Raw genomic sequence first — 22873 nt, 5'->3', positions numbered from 1 at the left:
TCCAACAGCGAGCCCGGCCGCGGGCGATCAGCTCCGCGGCTTGAGATTCTCCGGGTCGTAAAGCGGCTTGTAGCCAACGCTGGCGACTTCGACCGGATAAGTCTCGCCGAAATACTCGACCGTGAGCTTGCGGCCCTCCTGGGCATAGGCCCAGGGCAGATAGGCGAGCGCGATGTTCTTGCCGATGGTCGGGCCATAGGCGACCGATGTTGTGAAGGAGCGGCGGCCGAGTTCGTCGACCAGTGTATCCCCGCTCTCGGGGTCCATCACCGGCATGATGCCGACGGGATAACGGGCAACACCCTTGGAGTCCGTATTCTCGGTCATCACCAGCGTGCACAGCATGGCGGGCTGGTGCGCCCGTTCGCGATACTCCACATGCTTCGCCTTGCCGCAGAAATCGTTCTCCTTGACCTTCGGTCGGGCAAGATCGGCCTCGAGCAGATTATACTCGGTCAAGAGGTCGGCGTTCTGCAGCCGCAGGCTCTTCTCCATGCGACGGGTGTTGGCATAGGTTTCGACGCCGAACGGCATGACGCCTGTCGAGCGCAGCGCGTCCCAGACGGCCAGACCGTCCTCGTAGCGCATATGCAGTTCCCAGCCCTGCTCGCCGACATAGGAGATGCGGAACGCGGTGACGTCCTTGCCGCCGATCCTGACCGGCTTGATCGCCGCGAATGGAAAATTCTCCGGCGAAAGCCCATCCGGGTTCTCGACCACCTTTTGCAAGGTCGCCCGCGCGTTCGGCCCCCAGATGCCGATGGTGACGTACTTCTCGGTCACATCGGTGATGGTGACATCAAAACCTTTGTCCTGAGCCGTGCGGCGCATGTACTGGAAGTCGCGCGGCCCCGCGTCGGCGCCGTCGATCAGCCGGCAGCGGTCGGCCATGCGGATCACGGTGAAGTCGGCGCGCACCATGCCTTCCTCGTCGAGGAAGTGGGTGTAGATGCCCTTGCCGATGTTGTTGTCGCCGCCGATCTTGGCCGCGCACAGCCATTCCAGCAGCGCGACATGGTCGGGTCCTTCGATATCATACATGGAGAAATGCGAGAGGTTGACGATGCCGCAATCCTCGCTCATCGCCAGATGCTCGGCGTTGGAGACGCGCCAGAAATGGCGGTTGTCCCATTCGTTCTCGCGCACCGGCACCCGGTTTCCATACTTTTCAAGCAGATGCTCGTTGGCGGCGTAGCCGTGGGCGCGCTCCCAGCCGCCGAGTTCCATGAAATAGCCGCCGAGTTCCTTCTCGCGCTCCCAGAACGGCGAACGCCTGATGTTGCGGGCCTTGGAGAAGGGTTCGCGCGGATGCACAGCCGGATTGTAGACCTTCATCGCCGTCTCGGTGCAGCGATCCCAGATGAACTGTTCCTTGGTCTGGTGCGGATAGAAGCGCGCATAGTCGATTGCGTGGTGGTCGATCTCGGTGCGGCCGTCGGTCATCCAGTCGGCGATCAGCTTGCCCATGCCCGGGCCGTCCTTGACCCAGATGGCGACGGCATACCAAAGCCCCCTCACCTTCTGGCTTTCGCCCATCGATGGGCCGCCATCGGCCGTCACCTGCAGCAGGCCATTGAACGAATGGCTTTCGTTATAGCCGAGTTCACCCAGGATCGGCGTCAGTTCCATGGCGCGTTCGAGCGGCGCCAGGATCTGCTCCATGTCGAGATCGCGCTGCGACGGCGACAGCCGCGCCTGGTCCTTCTCCAGCAGGTCGCGCGGATGGCAGAGGCGCGGATTGGTCTCTTCGTAATAGCCCCATTCGATCTGGCCGCCCTCGGCGGTCTTGGGATCGCCAGTGTCACGCATATAGGCCGAGTTGCCCTGGTCGCGCAGCAGCGGCCAGCCGATCTCCTTGCCGGTGCCGGCGAACTCCGTGTACGGGCCAAAGAAGGTCAGCGGATGGTCGATCGGCATGACAGGCAGGTCCTCGCCGACCATCTCGGCGATCAGCCGGCCCCAGATGCCGGCGCAGACGATGACGTAGTCGGCCTCGATCGTGCCGCGGTCCGTCACCACGGAACTGATGCGGCCATCCTTGACGACAAGCGACTTCGCCGGCGTGTTGGCGAAGGATTTGAGCTTGCCGGACGCTTCGGCCTGGTCGACCAGCTTGCCGGCAACGGTCTGCGAGCGCGGAATGACGAGACCGGCGTCCGGATCCCACAGGCCGCCCTGCACCAGGTCTTGTTCGATCAGCGGGAATTTTTCCTTGATCTCGGCGGGCTCGATCAAACGGGCGCGCGTGCCGAAAGCCTTGGCCGAAGCGATCTTGCGCTTGATCTCGTCCATGCGGCCGTCGTCGCCGACACGGGCGACCTCAAGGCCGCCGACGCGCGCGTAGTGGCCCATCTTCTCGTAGAAATCGATGGAATAGAGCGTCGTCCAGCAGGACAGAAAATCATGACTGGTGGTGTAACAGAAGTCCGACGCATGCGCGGTCGAGCCGATGTCGGTCGGGATGCCCGACTTGTCGATGCCGACAATGTCGTCCCAGCCGCGTTCGATCAGATGATGGGCGATCGATGCGCCGACAATGCCGCCGAGGCCAATGATGACGACCTTCGCCTTTTTCGGAAACTCTGCCATTGCCCGCGACTCCAGAATGCTGTTGCGGGCGGCGTCGGCGCCCGCTTGATCGGCGCACAATATGCAGGCCACGGGCACGGCGCTACCGCCTGTTTGCGACACGCCAAAGATGCGGCGCGACCCTTCCCAAATCAGGGAAAACAGCTACCCATCAGGCAAACGCCCACACGTCCTGGGCCTGGAAGCCAAGCTGGTAGCCCGCCGTTTTCAGCTTGACCACGACCTGGCCTATCTACAGGGCGGCGCGCCGACCTCGACCTTGATCATGCCGGGACATAGCGCTTGAGGTCGAGCTGCTCGAACACACGATGCAAACGGCTGACGCGGCGGGATTTTCAGCGTCATTGTTAGACAGCTACCGGAAATGATAAAAGGCCGAGCAAACGCCCGGCCTTTCCAATCATGCCACCGAGATTACTTGATGCGGGCGACACCGCCGGAAATCTCGACGGTTTCCGAACCGGTCAGGGCTTCGAGGTCGCCATTGGGCAAGGTGACGAAGCAACCGTTCTGGCAGAACTCGACGGTTTCGCCGCCGGCCAGCGCAAGCTCGGTCTTGCTGCCGCCCTCGGTCACGACCAGCGTGCGCGTCTCGGCGTCCTTGTTGACCGCGCTTGCGGCATGGGCGGAGCCGCTCACGGCGAGCAAAGCCACTGCGGCGACGAGAGACTTCCACATTTGCAATATCGGTGTTCCCACCGCCTCTGTTGCATTTCACAAGGCATTTTCGCCTTTGCATGGAGCTTATATGAGATGGAAGCTGAACCGCAACTGAATGCCGCATTCATGCCGCAATTGGTCTTGGCGACGTGCAACGCCTCCAATCTAATCCGGATCGGGCTTGCGTGTCCTGCGGCCTGATTTGGCCTGACGCTTCGCTTCGGCCTCGGCTTGCGCCTTAGCCTCTTGCTGTTCGGCGAAATCGGCCTCGATCTTGTCGTCATCGGTCGGCCATGCCACGTGCTTCTTGGCCTCGACGACCGCGCGAGGCGTTGAAGGGATTTCGATGTGCTGATCGTCGAATTTCTCCAGCACGGTGAAGCGGACGTCGTTCTGCACGATGTTGCCGTTCATCACATCGGCCAGGAACAGACGAATCTCGAATTCGAGCGCGGCGGGTCCGAAATTGGAAAACAGCACGAACGGCTCGGGGTTCTTCAGCACCAGCGGATGCCTGCGCGCGATCTCCAGCAGGACGGCGTGGACATGCTTGACGTCGCTGCCATAGGCGACGCCGACCTTGATGTCGATGCGGCCGAGCTTGTTGCGGTGCGTCCAGTTGCCGACGGCATTGTTGATCAGGTTCGAATTGGGCAGGATCACCGACTGCCGCTGGAAAGTCTCGATCTCGGTGGCGCGCACGCTGATCTTCTTGACCGTGCCGCTGACGTCGCCGGCCACGATCCAGTCGCCGACCTTGAACGGCCGCTCGGCCAAGAGGATCAGGCCGGAGACGAAATTGGACACGACATTCTGCAGGCCAAAGCCGATACCGAGGGAGAGAGCGCCGGCGACCAGTGCCAGGCTGGAGAGATCGATGCCGGCCGCCGAAATACCGACCAGCGCCGCAAGAGCAACGCCGGCATAGCCGACCGCCAGCCGGATCGAGTTGCGCACCCCTGTATCGACCTTGCCACGCGCCATGACCGAGCCGTCGAGCCAGCCCTGGAACCAGCGCGTCAGGAAATAGCCGACGACGAAGACGACGATGCCCGACAGGATGCCGGTGACCGAAATCGTCACCGAACCGATATTGATCCCGGTTGCGAGCTTGTACGCCCACGCTTCGATATCGCCAGGCTGGAAGCCCCACATCAAAAGGATCAGCGGCAGGAACACCAGCACGATCATCACGTTGATGGCGATGCTGACGACAAGGCCGAGCTGGTCAAGCGCGGTGTCCTCGTAGCTGGAATTGGCCGACAGCCAGCGCCCGACCGACGTGTTGGCGAAAGCGTCCTCCTCGCCGATCGCCTGCGCCGACAGGAAGCCGATATAGGCTGTTATCAGCGCCGTGCCGGTGACCACGACCTGTTGTGAGACGAACAGCGCAAGGCCGATATAACCGAGCAGCGCCGCGACGATGGTGAACAGGCCAAGGGCGAGCGATGTATAGCGCAGCCATGCCGGCCATGGTCGCCAGCTTCCGTCACGCGCCCTGAACGGCCTCAGCATGGCCATCAGCATCAGGATGACGCCGACGGTTATGGCGGCTCCGAAACTGCGGGCGATGGTCAGCGACAGCGGCGAGCCCATCTTGTCGTTGACGATCGACAGGAAATAGTTGGCGCCGATGACCACGGCCATGGCTGTCGCTAGCCGCACCAGCCAGCGCGCCGGGCCGGTTTCGACGGGAATGAGCCGCCAGTTCGGTAGGCGCGGCTCGAGCGCAGCGTTGGTCAGCCGATTGACGCAAAACACCACGCCGATGACGGCCGCCAGCGCATTCAGGAAGAGCCCGATATCGCCGCGCAAAACATTATAATAGTTGAAGAAGAAGATCGTCGAGCCGAGAAAGGCGGCAACCGCCACCGTCGGCAGCAAGGTCGACCAGAACGCCACCGAAAGACGGCTGAGATAGGACGGGTCCTCATTGCTGGAGTCGGCCTCGAACACCCGCCCGAACAGGCGCCGCCCGCCGACCAGCAGCACCAGCGCGAGGCCGAGCGCCACGAAGGTTGCCGCCAGGATGGCCTGGAACTTGAACTTGATGGCGAAGCTCAGCCAGGACGACACCGCCTTGTAGAAATTGCCGAACTCGTCGCGCGCATCGGAAAACACCTGCGGGCTCAAGGCGTCCGAGAGTACGTAGCGCTTGGTCAACAGATTCCGGAACAGCGCGCTGCGCATGTTGCCGATCTTGTCGATCAGCCCGCTGATGCGGATCGACAAGGTCTGAGCTTGTGCGATGACCGCGTTGATCTCCGCCTTTTCGGACGTCAGCGCCTGGCGCTCGCCGCTGACGATGTCGGGCTCCGCCGGTTGGCCCGCGGCAGGCGGCGGCCCGAGCTGTTCGAGCCGGCTGTTGATTTCGCCCAGGCGCGTGCGGAACGCCAGCGCGCTGGTCAGCGATTGCCGCGACAATTCCTCGAGCTGCAGGCGGATATCGACGAGGTTGCTGTCGTCCTCGCCATCCTGCTGTGTCTGCTTCTCGAAATTGTCGGCCTTGGTCGTCAGGCCCTGGATGATCTTTTGCTGGTCGGCGACCAGTCCGGCGGGCGCCTGGCCAACGCCTTGCGCCGCCGCCTCGAACGACAGCGGCGCCGCAACGACAAGCGCCAGGACCAGAATGAAGCGAAGCAATCGAAAAAACATGATGGATCGGCGACTCGCGGGCGGCAAAGGCATTCAAAAGCCTGTCCTTGATAAAGACGGCCATATCATGGGGCAAGTCACCGCGACGATCGCACTCATCAAGCGTCGGCCAGTCGAAAGGCGATGGCGCAATATTGGCTTTCTATCAGCCCCCTGCTCTATAGTCTGCCGCATCGCCGCAACGGACACCTTACACATGGCAGAGTACTCAGCCCTTTCGCTGCTCGCGAACGCGTTCAAGGGAAACAAGGACTGGAAGCCGGCCTGGCGCAAGCCGGATCCGAAGGCATCCTACGACGTCATCATCATCGGCGGCGGCGGTCACGGCCTGGCGACCGCCTATTATCTAGCCAAGGAACATGGCATCACCAATGTCGCGGTGCTGGAGAAAGGCTGGCTGGGGTCCGGCAATGTCGGCCGCAACACGACGGCCGTTCGCTCGAACTATCTCCTGCCCGCCAATACCCGCTTCTACGAACATTCGATGAAGCTGTGGGAGAACCTGTCGCACGAACTCAATTACAACGTTATGTTCTCGCAGCGCGGCTGCCTGAACCTGGCGCACACGCCGGCTCAGTTCGACGACTACGCAAGACGCGGCAACGCCATGCGCCATCTCGGCGTCGATGCGGAACTGATGACGCCAGCCGAGATCAAGCGCCTGATCCCGGCGCTCGATATCTCCAATGATGCACGCTTTCCGGTGGTTGGCGGCCTGATGCAGCGGCGCGCCGGCACCGCCCGGCACGATGCGGTCGCCTGGGGCTATGCACGCGGCGCCGACCGGCGCGGCGTCGACATCGTCGAGAATTGCGAGGTCACCGGCTTCCTGCGCGACGGCGACCGCATCACCGGCGTTACCACATCGCGCGGCGATGTCAGGGCCAAGAAGGTAGCGGTCGCGGTGGCCGGCAGCACCGGCCGCGTCATGCAACTGGCCGGCGTCGAGACAATGCCGATCGAGAGCCATGTGCTGCAGGCCTTCGTCACCGAATCGCTGAAACCCTTCATCGACACGGTCGTGACGTTCGGCATGGGCCATTTCTACATGTCGCAGTCCGACAAGGGCGGCCTTGTCTATGGCGGCGACATCGACGGCTACAACAGCTACGCCCAGCGCGGCAACCTGCCCATCGTCGACGAAGTGATGAGCGAGATGCTGGCGCTTTTCCCGGGCCTAACGCGTGTGCGCATGCTGCGCTCCTGGGGCGGCGTCTGCGACATGTCGATGGACGGTTCGCCGATCATCACCATCGGGCCCCTGCCCGGCATGTATCTCAATTGCGGCTGGTGCTATGGCGGCTTCAAGGCGACGCCCGCTTCCGGGTGGTGCTTTGCCTGGACAATCGCCAAGGACCAGCCGCACGATTTCAACGCCCCTTTCACGCTGGACCGATTTCATCGCGGCCTGGTGATCGACGACAAGGGCCAGGGCGCGAACCCGCGGCTTCATTAGGAACATTCAGTGCTGATCACTTGCCCCTATTGCGGCCCGCGCGACGTCATCGAGTTCACTTATCAGGGTGACGGCAACCGCGAACGTCCCGACCCTGCCTCGCAGAATTTCGAGGCCTGGAACGCCTACGTCTACGACCGGCTGAACCCGGCCGGCGACCACAACGAGATCTGGCAGCATTCCGGCGGCTGCCGGGCTCACCTGAGGGTCGTGCGCAACACGCTGACGCATGAGATTTCCAGTGTCGCCTTCGTGCGCGGCGATCACAGCTCGGCCGCGCGCCGCAAGGCGGAGGACAAGCCATGAGCCCGCGCCGCACCGTCACCGGCGGCCGCATAGACCGGTTGAAGACGATCCGCTTCAAGTTCGACGGCGTTGCCTATACCGGGCATGGCGGCGACACGCTGGCGTCCGCGCTGCTGGCCAATGGCGTCACCCTTTTCGGGCGTTCTTTCAAATACCATCGCCCGCGCGGCCTGCTGAGCGCAGGCGTCGAGGAGCCCAACGCGCTGGTAACGGTGCTGAAGGGCGAGGTGCGGGAACCCAACATCCCGGCGACCATGGTCGAGATCCATGACGGGCTGATTGCCGTCAGCCAGAACCGTTTCCCCTCGCTCACCTGGGACATCCATGCCGTCAACCAGCTCGGTGGCAAGCTGCTGTCGGCCGGCTTCTACTACAAGACCTTCATGGGGCCGGTTATCGGCCCGCTGAAAGGCACGCGCTTCTGGATGTTCTGCGAGCATTTCATCCGCCGCGCCGCCGGCCTCGGCAGCGCCGGATCGGCAAAGGACCCGGCCCGCTACGAGCGCATGAACGCCTTTTGCGACGTGCTTGTGGTCGGCTCCGGCCCAGCCGGCCTGATGGCCGCCAAGGCCGCCGCGGACCAAGGCGCCCGCGTCATGTTGACCGATCTCGAGCCGCGTTTCGGCGGTTCGGCCAACTGGTCCGGCGAAACCATCGATGGCGCACCCGCGGCTGATTGGGTGCACCGCACCGTCGCTCAGCTCGAGGCGCGCGACAACGTCCGGCTTCTGCCGCGCACCACGGTCTGGGGCTACTACGACAACAACACGCTTGCCGCGCTCGAGCGGGTCAGCGACCACAAAGCACAGCCCGCCAAGGGTGAGCCGCGCCATCGCTACTGGGCGATCCGCGCGGGATCCGTCGTGCTGGCTACCGGCGCCTTCGAAAGGCCGCTGGTGTTTCCCGGCAATGACCGGCCCGGCGTGATGCTGGCGCATGCGGCGGAGCGCTACGCCAACGAATTGGGCGTGCTGCCGGGGCAGCGCGTCGTGGTGTTCACCAACAATGACAGCGCCTACCGGTCGGCGCTGGCGCTGAAGCAGGCAGGTGCGGCGATCGTTGCCATCGTCGACGTGCGCCCGCAACCGTCCGCCGAGATGAGCGCCCTGGCCGGCGAAGCCGAGGCGGAATTGCTTTCCGGTCATGCGGTGGTCGCCACGGAAGGCGGCAAGTCGTTGTCCGGCCTCAAGGTCCAGCGTTTCGACATGGTCGCCGGTGCGCTGAGCGGCGATGCGCGCAGCGTCCATGCCGATTGCCTGCTGATGTCGGGCGGCTGGTCGCCGACCATCCATCTGGCCAGCCAGGCCGGCGCCAAGGCGGAATGGAACGCCGCCCGGCAGGCCTTCCTGCCGCCCAAGCCGACGCAAAATTGGATCGGCGCGGGCGCCTTCACCGGCAGCTTTTCGACGGTCGAGGCGATCGCCGAAGGGCGCGCCGCAGGCACTGCCGCGGCTGGCGGAACCGCCGCGCCTGTAGCATTGCCCGCTGTCGAGGCAACCCCTGGAGATCCAGATCCCGCGCCCGTGTTCGAAATCAAGGGCAGCGGCAAGAGCTTTGTCGACTTCCAGCACGACGTCACGGCGGAGGATGTCCGCCTGGCGCATCGCGAAGGCTTCGTCTCTGTCGAGCACCTGAAGCGCTACACTACGCTCGGCATGGCCACCGACCAGGGCAAGAGCTCCAACGTCCCCGGTCTTGCCATCATGGCGGAAGCGCTCGGCAAGCCAATCCCGGAAGTCGGCACGACGCGCTTCCGGCCACCCTTCGCACCGGTGTCGATCGGCTCGCTGGCAGCCGAGCGCTTCGGCGACCTCAAGCCCGAACGGCTGACGCCGATGCATGACTGGCATGTCGCCAATGGTGCGACCATGTACTCCGCCGGCCTCTGGTACCGGCCGATGATCTACGGGCTTTCAGGCGAAACCATCGAACAGGCCTACGTGCGCGAAGCCAAGGCGACGCGCGAAAGTGCGGGCATCGTCGATGTCTCGACGCTGGGCAAGATCGCCGTGCAGGGCCCCGACGCCGCCACGTTCCTCGACCGTGTCTACACCAACATGTTCTCGACCCTCGCCGTTGGCAAGGCGCGCTACGGTTTGATGCTGCGAGAGGATGGTTTCGCTTTCGACGACGGCACCACCTGGCGGCTCGGCGAACAGGATTTCCTGATGACCACCACCACGGCCAATGCCGGCAAGGTGATGCAGCATTTGGAATATTTCCTCGACGTGATCTGGCCGGAACTCAAGGTCCACGTCACCTCCGTGACCGACGAATGGGCAGGAGCCGCGATCGGCGGGCCGAAAGCGAGGCAGATTCTGGCCGCCTGTGTCACCGGCACGGCTGTCGACAATGCGACGCTGCCCTTCATGGGCATCGTGCACGGCGAGATTTCAGCTGTGCCGGTGATGATTTGCCGGCTGTCCTTCTCCGGTGAAATGGCGTTCGAGGTCTATTGCGGCGCCGGCCACGGCACCCATGTCTGGGAAGCGTTGATCGAAGCCGGCAAGCCGTTCGGGCTGGTCACCTACGGGCTGGAGGCGCTGGGCACGATGCGCATCGAGAAGGGCCATGTCACCGGCGCCGAGATCGACGGCCGCACCACGGCGCGCGACCTGCATCTCGACTGGATGCTGTCGAAGAAGAAGCCCTTCATCGGCTCGGCGATGATGGACCGCGAAGGTCTCGTTGCGTCCGAGCGGCTGGAACTGGTCGGCCTGGTCGCGCTCGACAACCGGCCGCTCAATGGCGGCGCGCACATTGTCGAGGAGGTCGACGAAGCCAATCCGCACGGCTCGGTCGGGCACATCACCGCCTGCTGCTATTCGCCGGCGCTCGGCAAGCATATCGCGCTGGCGCTGGTCAAGGGCGGCAAGGCCAGGCACGGCACGCGCGCCCATGTCTCCGATCCCTTGCGCAACCGCTTCGGCCCCGTGGAGATCGTCTCCAACCACTTCTACGATCCGGAAGGGACCCGCATGCATGGCTGAGCGTCAATCGCCCCTCGAGCCGGAGTTCCATGTCGGCTCGCATGGAAATTTCGAACATGGCGTCGAGATACTGCTCACCGAAACCCGGCCGGGCTCGATCGTGCAACTCGCAGCATGGCCGGGCGAAGAGAAGAAACTGATCGCGGCCATCCGCGGCGTCACCGGGCTTGCGCTGCCCGACGGCGCTGGCGGCGGCTTGAGCGACGGCGTGAAATCGGTGTTCGGCTTCGCACCGGGAAAATTCACGGTAACCGATGAGGCCGAAGGACTGGCCGCGGCCTTCGCCAAGTCGGTGACGCCGGCCATCGGCACGGTGACGGACCTGTCGCATGGCCGCACCGCCATCCGCATCGCCGGGCCGAAAGCCGAATGGGTGCTGTCGAAATTCTTCGCCATCGACTTCGCCCTGCCCGCCTTTCCGGTCGGCGCCGGCCGCTCGACAACGCATCACGACGTCTTCGCCCAGATCCAGCGCACCGGCACCGACCAGTTCGACATCTATGTCTTCCGCTCCTTCGCCCGCTCGTTCTGGAAGGCGCTCTGCCACGCCAGCGAGGAGGTCGGCTACGAGGCACAGTAAGCGGTGTGGCCTTGGAGCGGCTGCCTCTGGCCTCAATGCCGGCTGGTTCTGCCGCTAGAGAATCCCGCCGCGGGCGCCCATGATGGAAACGTGGCCCGTTCAACCGGTCCAAGGGGATGAAAATCCCATCTCAGAGTCGGCATATTTGGTTCGAACATCCCCATGACCGCTGAACTATCCGCCGGCGCCACCGATCGCGCCGATGTGTCGGCCAGAGCCTTGCTCCTGCTGCCGCTGACCGTTGCCTGCGGCGTGTTCATGACCAGCCTCGACCAGAATGTCGTGGTGACGGCGCTGCCGGGCATCAGCGAAAGCCTTGGCCGTCCGCCAAGCCAGCTCGGCCTGCTGATCACCGTCTACGTCGCCAGCCTGATCATCTCGATGCCGCTCGGCGGCTGGGCCGCCGACCGTTTCGGCCTGCGCAATGTCTATTGCTTTGCCCTGCTGGTGTTTGCCGCTTCATCGGCCCTGTGCGGGCTATCGAACGACATCTGGATGCTGGTCGGCGCCCGCGCGCTGCAGGGCTTCGGTGGCGCTCTGATGGGCACGCTTGGCCAGGTAGTGATCCTGTCGACCTTCCCGCGCAGCCGGACCTTGAAGATCAACATGTATATCTCACTGGCCGGGCAGTCCGGGCCGCTGGTCGGTCCGCTCGTCGGCGGCGCATTGACCACCTACATCTCCTGGCGCTGGATCTTCTTCATCAACGTGCCGTTCGCGCTCGCGGCGGCTATTCTTGCCGCCTCGTTGTTTCCGACAATGACCAAGCCGGTGCGCACGCGGTTCGATTTTTCAGGCTTTGTGCTGGTCGGCGGCGGCATGGTCCTGCTGGTCTTCGGCATGGACTCGCTCGCGGCGAAAGACGCTGCCGGCAGCATGATCGCCGCCGAGCTTGCGCTGGCGCTCATCATCCTGACGGCCGCCTCCTTCTACTGCCTGCGTGTGCGCAATCCCCTGCTCGATCTCAAGCTCCTGCGCATCCGCACCTTCCGCATCTCCTTCCTTACTGGCGGCGGGCTCGACACGATCGGTCTCAGCTCCGTCGTCTTCCTGCTGCCGCTGATGTTCCAGCTCGGCTTCGGCATGAGCGCGGTGCAGGCGGGATCGCTGACCTTCGTGGCGGCGGTCGGTTCGGTGGGTATGCGTGTCTTCATGCCACGCGTCCTCAACCGTTTCGGTTTTCGCCGCGTGCTGGTCTTCAACACACCCGTTGTTGCCGCCATGGTCGCGGGCTTCGCCTTGATGCAAGCAACGACTCCGGTCTGGATCACGCTCACCTACATCTTCGTCTTTGGCGTCTTTCGCTCGGTGCAATGGGCTTCGACCGGCAACCTCGCCTATTCCGACATCGCGCCCGAACAACTCGCCCGCTTCAGCGCGCTCTACTATATTCTCTGGCAGCTGGCGGTCGCGATCAGCGTCGGCCTGGCGGCTGCGATGCTGTCGTTTCTCGCCGGCGGCGGGCCGGCCGCCGCCAGCGATTTCCGGATCCTGTTCGTGATCGAGGGCATCATCACGCTCTGCGCGCTGCTCGCCTATCTCAAGCTGACGCCGCAGGACGGCGCCCATGTCAGCGGCCACGGCGCGCACATGAATACGGAATAGCGGAGCTGCGCCGGACGAAACCTATTCGCTGAACGTCACCCATTCCTTGAGCGGCTCACGGTCGGTGCGGAAGGCGTTCTCGGGCTTGGACGTGTCTTCATAGCCGAGCGCCATGCCGCAGACGACGATCTCCTCGTCGGGAATGTCGAGCACCGGCCGGATCTGCCGGTGATAGGGCGCGAAGGCCGCTTGCGGACAGCTATGCAGCCCCCTGCCGCGCGCCGCGACCATGATGTTCTGCAGGAACATGCCGTAATCGATCCACGAACCCTGGTTGAGCCGGCGGTCGATGGTGAAGATCATGCCGACCGGCGCGTCGAAGAAGACGAAGTTGCGGTCGTGCTGGGCGCGCATCTTGTCGACTTCCCGGCGGCCGATGCCGAGCGCGCCGTAGAGGCCGAACCCGTTGGCACGGCGGCGGGTGAGATAAGGCTCGAAGAACTGGGTGGGATAATAGCGGTATTCGTCCCAGTCGGCTTTTTCCGCGCGGATGCCGGAATTCATGATGGCATCCGTGATCCGTTGCTTGGTCCCGCCCTTGGTGACATAGACCCGCCACGGCTGCATGTTGGTGCCGGAGGGAGCCCGCGCAGCAACAGTCAGTATGTCTCGGATCGTCTCGTCGTCGACCATGTCGGGCAGAAATGCGCGCACCGAACGGCGCGACATGATCGCATCGTCGACGATCTCGGCATCAACCGCGATTCGAGCCTTCTTTTCCAGCATGGGCCGTCCCTTAGCCATTATGTCGATCGGACGTCCCCACTCGCCGCTCGCGGCGGAGCCTTTGCATGAACCGTCAAAATCCTGCAAGCAAATCTTGAGCATTGGTGAAAATCTACTTGATTTTTTCATGAGCTTCATTTCTCATGAAATTCGACTGCAATTTTTCATGAAGTGAGCGATTTGGCCTCCCCTACCGCACGAACATTACAGGGAGCTGACGAACGAGTCCTGGCCGGCGATATCAGGGCCTTGCGCCGGGTGCGCGGGCTGACGCTGGCCGAGATCGCGCTGAAACTCGGCCGGTCGGTCGGCTGGGTCAGCCAGGTCGAGCGCGGCCTGTCGACGCCATCGCTCAGTGACCTCAGGGCCTTCGCCGAGTTGTTCGGCGTGCCGATCAGCCTGTTCTTCAGCCATGACGTGCCCGTGGAAAGCGAGCGCGGCGTGGTGGTGCGCGCCGGCAAGCGTCGCACGCTTGGCACCAGCGAATCCGGCCTGGTGGAGGAGCTTCTGTCACCGGACCTCGGTGGTAGCTTCGAGATGGTGCGGTCGGTCTTCGCGCCGGGCGCGGAGTTGAAGAGCGAGGCACGCCGGCCGACCGAGGAGGCCGGATACATCTCGTCCGGGCAGTTCGACATCGAAATAGCCGGGGTCTGGCACCGGCTTGGCGAAGGCGACTCCTTCCGCTTCGAAGGCAAGCCTTACCGCTGGCGCAATCCGGGTAGCGAGCCGGCGGTCGTCATCTGGGTGGTTTCGCCACCAGTCTATTGAGTGCATGTCGCCCCAAACCCGTGGAGCGGTTTTGGGATAACGACATGCATCAAACAAAAATAAAGCGCGGCGCGCTTGAAGATTGGGAGAAGAACATGGCGGGTTTGCCGAGCTCGGCGCGCGTGGTGATCATCGGAGGTGGCGTTGTCGGCACCTCCTCGCTCTATCATCTGGCCAAGGCCGGCTGGACCGACTGCGTGCTCCTGGAAAAGAACGAGCTGACCTCGGGCTCGACCTGGCATGCTGCCGGCAATGTGCCGACCTTCTCCTCCTCCTGGTCGCTGATGAACATGCAGCGCTATTCGACCGAGCTCTATCGTGGGCTCGCCGACGCAGTCGACTATCCCATGAACTACCATGTCACCGGCTCGCTGAGGCTCGCCCACTCCAACGAGCGCATGCAGGAATTCCAGCGCGCCAAGGGCATGGGCCGCCACCAGGGCATGGACATAGACGTGGTCGGGCTCGACGAGATCAAGCGCCGCTACCCCTTCCTCGAAACGCACGAGTTGAAGGGCGCGCTCTACGATCCGAGCGACGGCGACATCGACCCGGCACAGTTGACGCAGGCGCTGGCTAAAGGCGCGCGCGACATGGGCGCCAGGATCATCCGCTTCTGCCCCGTCACCGGCGTGCGACGCGAGAAGGACGAATGGGTGGTCGTAACAGCGCAAGGCGAGATCCGCTGCGAGATCATCGTCAATGCAGCCGGCTACCGTGCCGCCGAAGTCGGCAGGATGTTCGGCCGCGACGTGCCGATGATGGTGATGAGCCACCAGTACATATTGTTCGAGGAAATCCCCGAACTCGCCGCCTGGTCGAAGGAACAGGGCAAGAAGCTGCCGCTGCTGCGCGACGTCGACACCTCATACTATTTGCGCCAGGAAAAGGCCGGCATGAATCTTGGCCCCTATGAGCGCAATTGCCGCGCGCATTGGGCCACCCACAGCGACCCCATGCCGGAGGACTTTTCCTTCCAGCTCTTCCCCGACGATCTCGACCGGCTGGAGCATTACCTGGCCGACGCGGTCGCCCGCGTTCCGATCCTGGGCACCGCGGGCCTCTCCAAGGTCATCAACGGCCCGATCCCTTATGCGCCGGACGGCAATCCACTGATCGGTCCGATGCCGGGCGTTCCCAACGCCTTCGAGGCTTGCGTCTTCACTTTCGGCATCGCCCAGGGCGGTGGCGCCGGCAAGGTGCTGGCCGAATGGGTGACGCAAGGCCGGACCGAATGGGACATGTGGTCGTGCGATCCGCGCCGCTTTACTTCCTTTGCTTCCGCGCCGGACTATTGCGTGGCCAAGGGCATGGAAATCTATGGCAATGAATATGCCATCCAGTTCCCGCGTCACGCCTGGCCGGAAGGACGTGACAGAAAACTGTCGCCGATCCACGATCGCATCAAGGCGTTCGGCGCCCGCTTCGATGCCTATAATGGCTGGGAGCGCGCTATCTGGTACGCGCGGGACGGCGACGACGTCTCCGAGGAAGCCACGTTGACCTTCCGCCGCGACGGACCCTGGCAGCATCGCGTCCGTGAAGAGTGCCTGGCCGTGCGTGACGCCGCGGGCATCCTCGACCTGCCCGGCTTCTCGCGCTTCAACCTCGAGGGCCCAGGTGCCGCCGACTGGTTGAGCCGGCAAGTGACCGGCCTGGTGCCGAAGCCTGGCCGCATCGGCCTCGTCTATTTCTCCGACGACAAGGGCCGCATCGTCACCGAAATGTCGGTGGTACGCCATGGCGAGGAATCCATGACGCTGATCACCGCGGCGGTGGCGCAGTGGCATGACTTCGAATGGCTGAAATCGCACATGTCCGGTGATGCGGCGCTCAAGCTGATCGACCGGACGGAGGAATTCTCCACGCAGATCCTGGCCGGTCCCAATTCGCGAAAAATCCTTGCCGATGTCTGTGATGCCGACCTGACCCTGCCATGGCTGACCCATCAGGAGACCAGGATTGCCGGCCGCTGGGCCAAGCTGGTCCGTGTCTCCTTCGCCGGCGAGCTCGGCTGGGAGATCCACACCAGGGTCGACGACACCGCCGCGATCTTCGATGCGATCTGCGCCGCCGGGCAGAATCATGGGTTGAAGCCGTTCGGCATGTACGCGCTGGATTCGCTGCGTCTGGAAAAGGGCTACCGCACCTGGAAGGGCGACCTGTCGACGGACTACTCTATCCTGCAGGGCGGGCTGGAGCGTTTCGTCAAATGGGAAAAGCCCGACTTCCGTGGCAAGTCGGCGCTCCAGAACGAGAAACAGCAAGGCGTGAAGAAACGCTTCGTCACGCTCGTGGTCGAAAGTCCCGGCGATTGCGACGCGCCTTACATGTCGACGCTCTGGCATGACGGCCAGATCGTCGGCGAGACGACATCGGGGGGCTGGGGCCATCGCGTCGACAAGTCGATCGCGCTCGGCATGCTGCGCGCCGACCTGACCGAACCCGGTACCGCCGTCGAGGTCGACATCTTCGGCGATCGCTTCAAGGCGGTCGTGCAGCAGGACGAGCCCTTGTGGGATCCCAGGAACGAAAGGCTGCGGGCATGAAGAGCGTTATCCTCACCGATGGCGGCATGGGTCAGGAGCTGGTGCGGCGCAGCAAGTCCGAGCCGACGCCGCTGTGGTCGGCCAGGGTGCTGATGGACGAACCGGACCTCGTGCGCGGCCTGCATGCCGAATTCATCCGCGCCGGTGCCCGTGTCATCACCATAAACACCTATTCGGCGACGCCCGAACGCTTGGTGCGCGAAGGCGCGGAAGACTTGTTCAAGCCATTGCAGAAGCGTGGCATCGAGCTGGCCAGGCAAGCGCGCGACGAGGCGGGCGATGCGGCCATCGCCGGCTGCCTGTCGCCGCTTTTCGGCAGCTACGCGCCGGCGCTGACCATCTCCTACCAGGACACGCTCGACATCTACCGCCGGATCGTCGCCGAGCAGGCGGACGGTGTCGACCTGTTCCTGTGCGAGACCATGGCGTCATCAGAGGAAGCGCGGGCCGCGGTCACCGCGGCATCGGAAAGCGGCAAGCCTGTCTGGGTGTCATGGACACTGGCCGATCACGGCACGCCACGCTTGCGCAGTGGCGAGACGATTGCGGCGGCGGCGGAGGCGCTTGGCGATCTGCCGGTGGCGGCGCGGCTGCTCAACTGCTGCCGCCCGGAAGCGATCGCGGCGGCCTTGCCGGAACTGATCGAGCTGGGCGGCCCAGTCGGCGCCTATGCCAATGGCTTCACCTCCACCGAAGCGCTCAAGCATGGCGGCACGGTGGATGTACTGCATGCCCGCCACGACCTCGGTCCGGACGCTTATGCCGAACAGGCTGTCGGCTGGGTGGAAGCGGGTGCGGACATCGTCGGCGGTTGCTGCGAGGTCGGTCCTGCCCATATCGCCGCCTTGCGCGACCGGCTGCAACGGAACGGCTACGCGATCTCGGGAGTCTCACATGCCTAGACCATCATCGCGCATTACCGGCATCGTGCCATCGGGCAAGGACGGCTGGGAGGTTCATTTCGCCGCCTGGAACCGCAAGGAAGCCGGCGAGGACATCATCATGCTGTCGGCCGGCGACCATGATTTCGACACGCCTTCGGAAACGATCGAAGCTTGTGTGGTAGCGGTCCGTGGCAGCAACCATCACTACACGCCGCTGCCTGGCCTGCCACGCCTGCGCAAGGCGATGGCGGCGGCCTCCAGCGCCTGCACCGGCGTCGAGACGATGCCGGAAGAGGTCATCGCCACGCCAGGCGGCCAGGCCGCACTTTACGCGGCCGTGCAGGCTGTTCTCGACCCGGGCGACCACGCCATCGTCGTCGCCCCTTATTATGCCACCTATCCCAACACCTTCAGTGCGGCGGGTGCCAGTTTCACCGTTGTCGAGACACCGGCCGAGGATGGTTTCCAACCCCGCGCGGACATGATCCGCGCGGCACTCAAGCCCAACACGCGCGCCATATTGATCAACACGCCGAACAACCCGACCGGTGCGGTCTATTCGCGCGAGCGGCTGGAACAATTGGCCGAGGTTTGCCGCGAGCATGACCTGTGGCTGCTGTCCGACGAGGTCTACTGGACGCTGGGCGGCGGCGAGCACATCTCGCCGCGTTCGCTGCCAGGCATGGCCGAGCGCACGCTGGTCATCAATTCCATGTCCAAGAGCCACGGCATGACCGGCTGGCGCATGGGCTGGCTGACCGGTCCTGAGAAAATGATCACATTGCTGATCAACCTCAACCTGGTAACGACCTACGGCTTGCCCGCCTTCATCTCGATCGCTTGCACCGAGGCGCTGGAGCAGAACTATGGCGTCAAGGACATCGCCGAACGCTACGCCGCACGCCGCACCGTTCTGCTCGATGCGGTGCGCGGCATGAACGATGTCACCGTGCGCGGTTCCGAAGGCGGCATGTATGTCATGCTCGACATTTCGGCTGTCGAACCCGACGACGAGAAATTCGCCTTCGCCTTCCTCGACAAGGAGAAGGTCGGCGTCATGCCGGGCTCGAGTTTCGGCGAAGCCGCAGCCGGCCATATCAGAATCAGCCTGTGCCAGCCCGAGCCCGTATTGCAGGAAGCAGCCACGCGGCTGCGCCGTTTCGTTTCCAGCTACCGCCGCGAGGCCGCATGACCGCCAGGATCCTTCCCACCAAAGCGCGAGCCGTCATCATCGGCGGCGGCGTCTCCGGCTGTTCGGTCGCCTACCATCTGGCCAAGCTCGGCTGGACCGACATCGTGCTTTTAGAGCGCAAGCAGCTGACCTCGGGCACGACATGGCATGCCGCCGGGCTGATCGGACAGTTGCGCGGCTCGCAGAACATGACCCGGCTGGCGAAATATTCGGCCGACCTCTACGTCAAGCTGGAAGCCGAGACCGAGGTCGGCACCGGCATGCGCCAGGTCGGCTCGATCACCGTGGCGCTGACCGAAGAGCGCAAGCACGAGATCTACAGGCAGGCGTCGCTCGCCCGCGCCTTCGATGTCGACGTGCGTGAGATTTCTCCCAACGAAGTCAAAGAGATGTACCCGCATCTCAACGTCTCCGACGTGGTCGGCGCCGTGCATCTGCCGCTCGACGGCCAGTGCGACCCCGCCAACATCGCCATGGCATTGGCCAAGGGTGCGCGTCAGCGCGGCGCCACCATCGCCGAGAATGTGAAGGTCACAAAGGTCCATACGAAAAATGGCCGCGTCTCCGGCGTGTCCTGGGCGCAAGGCGAAGACCAGGGCACGATCGAAACCGACATCGTCGTCAACTGCGCCGGCATGTGGGCGCGCGACCTCGGCGCCCGGAACGGCGTGAACATCCCGCTGCACGCCTGCGAGCACTTTTATCTCGTCACCGAGCCGATCCCCGGCCTCGGCCGGCTGCCGGTGCTGCGCGTGCCGGACGAGTGCGCCTACTACAAGGAAGACGCCGGCAAGATGATGCTCGGCGCCTTCGAACCGGTGGCAAAGCCATGGGGCATGGAGGGCATTCGCGAGGATTTCTGCTTCGATCAGTTGCCCGAGGATATGGACCATTTCGAGCCGATCCTCGAAATGGGCGTCAACCGCATGCCGATGCTGGCCACCGTCGGCATCCACACTTTCTTCAACGGCCCTGAAAGCTTCACTCCCGACGACCGCTACTATCTCGGCGAGGCGCCGGAGCTGCGCGGCTACTGGATGGCGACCGGCTACAATTCGATCGGCATCGTCTCGTCCGGCGGCGCCGGCATGGCGCTGGCGCAGTGGATCAACGATGGCGAAGCGCCGTTCGATCTCTGGGAAGTCGACATCCGCCGCACCCAGCCGTTTCAGAAGAACCGCCGCTATCTCAAGGAGCGCGTTGCCGAAACGCTCGGCCTGCTCTATGCCGACCATTTCCCCTACCGCCAGATGGCGACATCGCGTGGTGTGCGCCGCTCGCCCCTGCATGAGCATCTGAAGGCGCGTGGCGCCGTGTTCGGCGAAGTCGCCGGCTGGGAGCGCGCCAACTGGTTCGCGCGCGAAGGACAGGAACGCGAATATCGCTATTCCTGGAAGCGGCAGAACTGGTTCGACAACCAGCGCGAGGAACATCTAGCCGTCCGCAATAAGGTCGGCCTGTTCGACATGACCTCGTTCGGCAAGATCCGCGTCGAGGGCAGCGATGCCTGCGCCTTCCTGCAAAGGCTCTGCGCCAACGACATGGACGTGGCGCCGGGCAAGATCGTCTATACCCAGATGCTCAACCAGCGCGGCGGGATCGAGAGCGACCTCACCGTGTCGCGGCTTTCGGAGACTGCCTATTTCCTCGTCGTGCCGGGCGCCACGCTGCAGCGCGACCTCGCCTGGCTGCGCCGGCATGCCGGCGAGCAGTTCGTGGTCATCACCGATGTTACCGCCGCCGAAAGCGTGCTTTGCCTGATGGGCCCGGATGCGCGAAAACTGATCCAGAAGGTCAGCCCCAACGACTTCTCCAACGAGAACAATCCGTTCGGCACCTTCCAGGAGATCGAAATCGGCATGGGCCTCGCCCGGGCGCATCGCGTCACCTATGTCGGCGAACTCGGCTGGGAGCTTTATGTCTCGAGCGACCAGGCCGCCCATGTATTCGAGGCGATCGACGATGCCGGCGCGGATGTCGGGCTGAAGCTGTGCGGGTTGCACACGCTGGATTCCTGCCGCATCGAAAAAGCTTTCCGCCATTTCGGCCATGACATCACCGATGAAGACAACGTGCTGGAGGCGGGCCTCGGCTTCGCGGTGAAGACGGCCAAGGGCGATTTCATCGGCCGAGATGCCGTGCTGAAGAAGAAGGAAGCCGGACTGGACCGCCGTCTGGTCCAGTTCCGCCTGAAGGATACGCAGCCCCTGCTCTTCCATAACGAGGCGATCCTGCGCGACGGCAAGATCGTCGGTCCGATCACCTCCGGCAATTATGGTCACCATCTCGGCGGGGCGATCGGGCTGGGCTATGTGCCTTGCCAGGGCGAGAGCGAGGCAGATGTGCTGGCCTCGACCTACGAAATCGAAATCGCCGGCGAGCGGTTTGCTGCGGAGGCATCGCTGAAGCCTATGTATGATCCGAAGGCGGAACGAACGAAGATGTAGCGCCCTCTTCCTTCTCCCCTTGTGGGCCCCGAAGGGCGGGCGAGGCCCGTGACTCGCCCAGGGCGGTGGATCGCCGCGTAGCGCCAAGACGGTTGAGGGGTGTTCCAGCGGAGTGAGGCGTCGGTGTTCTCTGGAACACCCCTCATCCGACCTCGCTTCGCGAAGCCACCTTCTAACCACAAGGAGAGAAGGCAAGTCCCGCGCTTAAAATCGCTCCAGCTTCGCCCGCACCTTCACCAGAAACGCCGCCCTCGTCGCCGGCGTCGACGCGTCCATCAAATAATGCGCCAGGAAGAACGTCTTGCAGCGTCTGGCGCATAGCGCCCGCATGCCACGCAGCAAGGTCTTGCGTCCGGGTTGGCCGACGACGACGCTCCACCAGGTCGGCGCACCGCAGGTGGTGATGACGCCGACCTTGGTCACATGCGTCATCAGCGACTTGATCCCTCCCTTGCCGGCCGGCAGCTTGAAAGCGATGTCGGTCGCCCACACGCGGTCGAGCCAGCCCTTCAACATCGCCGGCAGCCCGTACCACCAGGTCGGATAGACGAACAGGATCGCCTCGGCCCAGTTGAGCAGTTCGAAATGCGGTTTCAGCGCCGGATCCCGCGGCGCCTGATCGTTGTAGGAACGCCGCTCCTCGCAGCTCATCACCGGATCGAACTTTTCCGCATAAAGGTCGAGCAACCGCACGTCCCAGCCTCGCCGCGTCAGCACATCCACGGCGGTATCGCGGACCGCGGCGCAAAAACTCTCCGGCACCGGATGGCAATAGACCACAAGCGCACGCATCAAAATGCATCCATGCTGGCCGCGACCTTCGCCGTGAAGGACTTCCGCGTCTCGTCGGTCGACAGGTTCATCGAATAGTGGGCAAGATAGGAGACCGGAGCGCCGGGCTTGATCGTGGCGCGCAGCATGCGCTTCACAACCTTGCGCGGCGGGTCACCCATCAGCATGGCGCGGAATCGGCTGCCGCCATAGGTAGTGACAGCCGTCAGCTTGCGGATGTTGTGTAGCGTCGGCTGCACTTTGCCATCGACAAGCTTGAACGACACGCCGGGCAGGAAGACGCGGTCGAAAAACCCTTTCAGGATCGCCGGATAGCCGTAATTCCATACCGGAAACGACAGCACCAGAGCCTCGGCTGCCTGTAGCCTCTGAATGTAGCCGGTGACCGCATCGCCTGGTCCACGCCGGTCGTGATAGCCGAGCCGCTCGGCCCGCGTCAGCCGCGGGTCGAAGTCCTCGGCATAGAGGTCGCAGTCATCGACTGTATGGCCCGCCGCCGTCAGCCGCTCGACGATCATCCGGTGCAGGCCGGCATTGAAGCTGGTCTCGACCGGATGGGCGTAGAGGACGAGGATGTTCATGGGAGGACATCCCGCAGGTCAGCCCGAGGCGCCCCCCTCTGCCCTGCCGGGCATCTCCCCCTCCAGGGGGGAGATTGGCAGTTTCGACGTCCC

The 22873-nt window shown here is 63.8% G+C and carries 16 protein-coding genes and 1 pseudogene; 10 read left to right on the top strand and 7 right to left on the bottom strand.

Annotated elements, in window-relative coordinates; translation table 11 throughout:
* Positions 1-27: 27 nt before the first annotated feature.
* The 4 genes and pseudogenes from FJ941_RS01740 to FJ941_RS01725 form a co-directional block, all read right to left on the bottom strand.
* On the bottom strand, positions 28-2589 hold the full coding sequence (locus tag FJ941_RS01740) for an FAD-dependent oxidoreductase (RefSeq protein WP_140502627.1): 2562 nt from the start codon (positions 2587-2589) through the stop codon (positions 28-30).
* A gap of 151 nt (positions 2590-2740) precedes the next feature.
* Positions 2741-2894: pseudogene (locus FJ941_RS29730) on the bottom strand (FkbM family methyltransferase); the annotation flags it as partial.
* A gap of 109 nt (positions 2895-3003) precedes the next feature.
* Positions 3004-3267, bottom strand: coding sequence for a hypothetical protein (locus FJ941_RS01730; RefSeq protein WP_027145877.1), 264 nt, complete (start codon positions 3265-3267; stop codon positions 3004-3006).
* Positions 3268-3414: 147 nt separating this feature from the next.
* On the bottom strand, positions 3415-5904 hold the full coding sequence (locus tag FJ941_RS01725) for a mechanosensitive ion channel family protein (protein WP_140502626.1): 2490 nt from the start codon (positions 5902-5904) through the stop codon (positions 3415-3417).
* A 196-nt stretch (positions 5905-6100) separates the two neighbouring features.
* Between FJ941_RS01725 and FJ941_RS01720 the strand changes: the two genes are divergently transcribed.
* From FJ941_RS01720 to FJ941_RS01700, 5 genes are all read left to right on the top strand, one after another.
* Entirely contained in the window at positions 6101-7360 is a 1260-nt protein-coding gene (locus FJ941_RS01720; RefSeq protein WP_140502625.1) for a sarcosine oxidase subunit beta, read from the top strand.
* Between the two features lie 9 nt (positions 7361-7369).
* Positions 7370-7666 (top strand): sarcosine oxidase subunit delta, encoded by a 297-nt coding sequence (locus tag FJ941_RS01715; RefSeq protein WP_027145874.1) that lies wholly within the window; start codon positions 7370-7372, stop codon positions 7664-7666.
* Positions 7663-10656, top strand: a complete 2994-nt coding sequence (locus FJ941_RS01710; protein WP_140502624.1) for a sarcosine oxidase subunit alpha — start codon at positions 7663-7665, stop codon at positions 10654-10656. The genes FJ941_RS01715 and FJ941_RS01710 overlap by 4 nt, the downstream gene beginning before the upstream one ends.
* Positions 10649-11236, top strand: a complete 588-nt coding sequence (locus FJ941_RS01705; protein ID WP_140502622.1) for a sarcosine oxidase subunit gamma — start codon at positions 10649-10651, stop codon at positions 11234-11236. The genes FJ941_RS01710 and FJ941_RS01705 overlap by 8 nt, the downstream gene beginning before the upstream one ends.
* Before the next feature lie 162 nt (positions 11237-11398).
* Positions 11399-12841 carry an MFS transporter gene (locus tag FJ941_RS01700; protein ID WP_140502621.1) on the top strand — a complete coding sequence of 481 codons (1443 nt, stop codon included), beginning with the start codon at positions 11399-11401 and terminating at the stop codon, positions 12839-12841.
* 21 nt (positions 12842-12862) lie between these two features.
* On the opposite strand, the gene FJ941_RS01695 is transcribed toward FJ941_RS01700, so the two are convergent.
* Positions 12863-13567, bottom strand: coding sequence for a nitroreductase (locus FJ941_RS01695; RefSeq protein ID WP_181169687.1), 705 nt, complete (start codon positions 13565-13567; stop codon positions 12863-12865).
* 180 nt (positions 13568-13747) lie between these two features.
* On the opposite strand from FJ941_RS01695, the gene FJ941_RS01690 reads away from it, so the two are divergent.
* The 5 genes from FJ941_RS01690 (at position 13748) to FJ941_RS01670 (ending at position 21407) form a co-directional block, all read left to right on the top strand.
* On the top strand, positions 13748-14335 hold the full coding sequence (locus FJ941_RS01690) for an XRE family transcriptional regulator (RefSeq protein WP_140502619.1): 588 nt from the start codon (positions 13748-13750) through the stop codon (positions 14333-14335).
* A 95-nt stretch (positions 14336-14430) separates the two neighbouring features.
* Positions 14431-16884, top strand: a complete 2454-nt coding sequence (locus FJ941_RS01685; protein WP_140502779.1) for an FAD-dependent oxidoreductase — start codon at positions 14431-14433, stop codon at positions 16882-16884.
* On the top strand, positions 16881-17786 hold the full coding sequence (locus FJ941_RS01680) for a homocysteine S-methyltransferase family protein (RefSeq protein WP_140502617.1): 906 nt from the start codon (positions 16881-16883) through the stop codon (positions 17784-17786). The genes FJ941_RS01685 and FJ941_RS01680 overlap by 4 nt, the downstream gene beginning before the upstream one ends.
* Positions 17779-18960 carry a pyridoxal phosphate-dependent aminotransferase gene (locus FJ941_RS01675; protein WP_140502616.1) on the top strand — a complete coding sequence of 394 codons (1182 nt, stop codon included), beginning with the start codon at positions 17779-17781 and terminating at the stop codon, positions 18958-18960. The genes FJ941_RS01680 and FJ941_RS01675 overlap by 8 nt, the downstream gene beginning before the upstream one ends.
* Positions 18957-21407, top strand: a complete 2451-nt coding sequence (locus FJ941_RS01670) for an FAD-dependent oxidoreductase (RefSeq protein ID WP_140502615.1) — start codon at positions 18957-18959, stop codon at positions 21405-21407. The genes FJ941_RS01675 and FJ941_RS01670 overlap by 4 nt, the downstream gene beginning before the upstream one ends.
* Positions 21408-21611: 204 nt before the next feature.
* Here FJ941_RS01670 and FJ941_RS01665 read toward each other — a convergent pair whose 3' ends face one another.
* Complete coding sequence (locus tag FJ941_RS01665) at positions 21612-22199, bottom strand: NAD(P)H-dependent oxidoreductase (protein WP_140502613.1); 588 nt, start codon at positions 22197-22199, stop codon at positions 21612-21614.
* On the bottom strand, positions 22199-22780 hold the full coding sequence (locus tag FJ941_RS01660; protein WP_140502612.1) for an NAD(P)H-dependent oxidoreductase: 582 nt from the start codon (positions 22778-22780) through the stop codon (positions 22199-22201). Before FJ941_RS01660 ends, FJ941_RS01665 begins: the two co-directional genes overlap by 1 nt.
* Between the last annotated feature and the right edge of the window lie 93 nt (positions 22781-22873).

The organism is Mesorhizobium sp. B2-3-13 (genome assembly GCF_006442195.1).
Lineage (GTDB): Bacteria > Pseudomonadota > Alphaproteobacteria > Rhizobiales > Rhizobiaceae > Mesorhizobium > Mesorhizobium salmacidum.
This window is presented reverse-complemented; position numbering and strand designations above follow the sequence as displayed.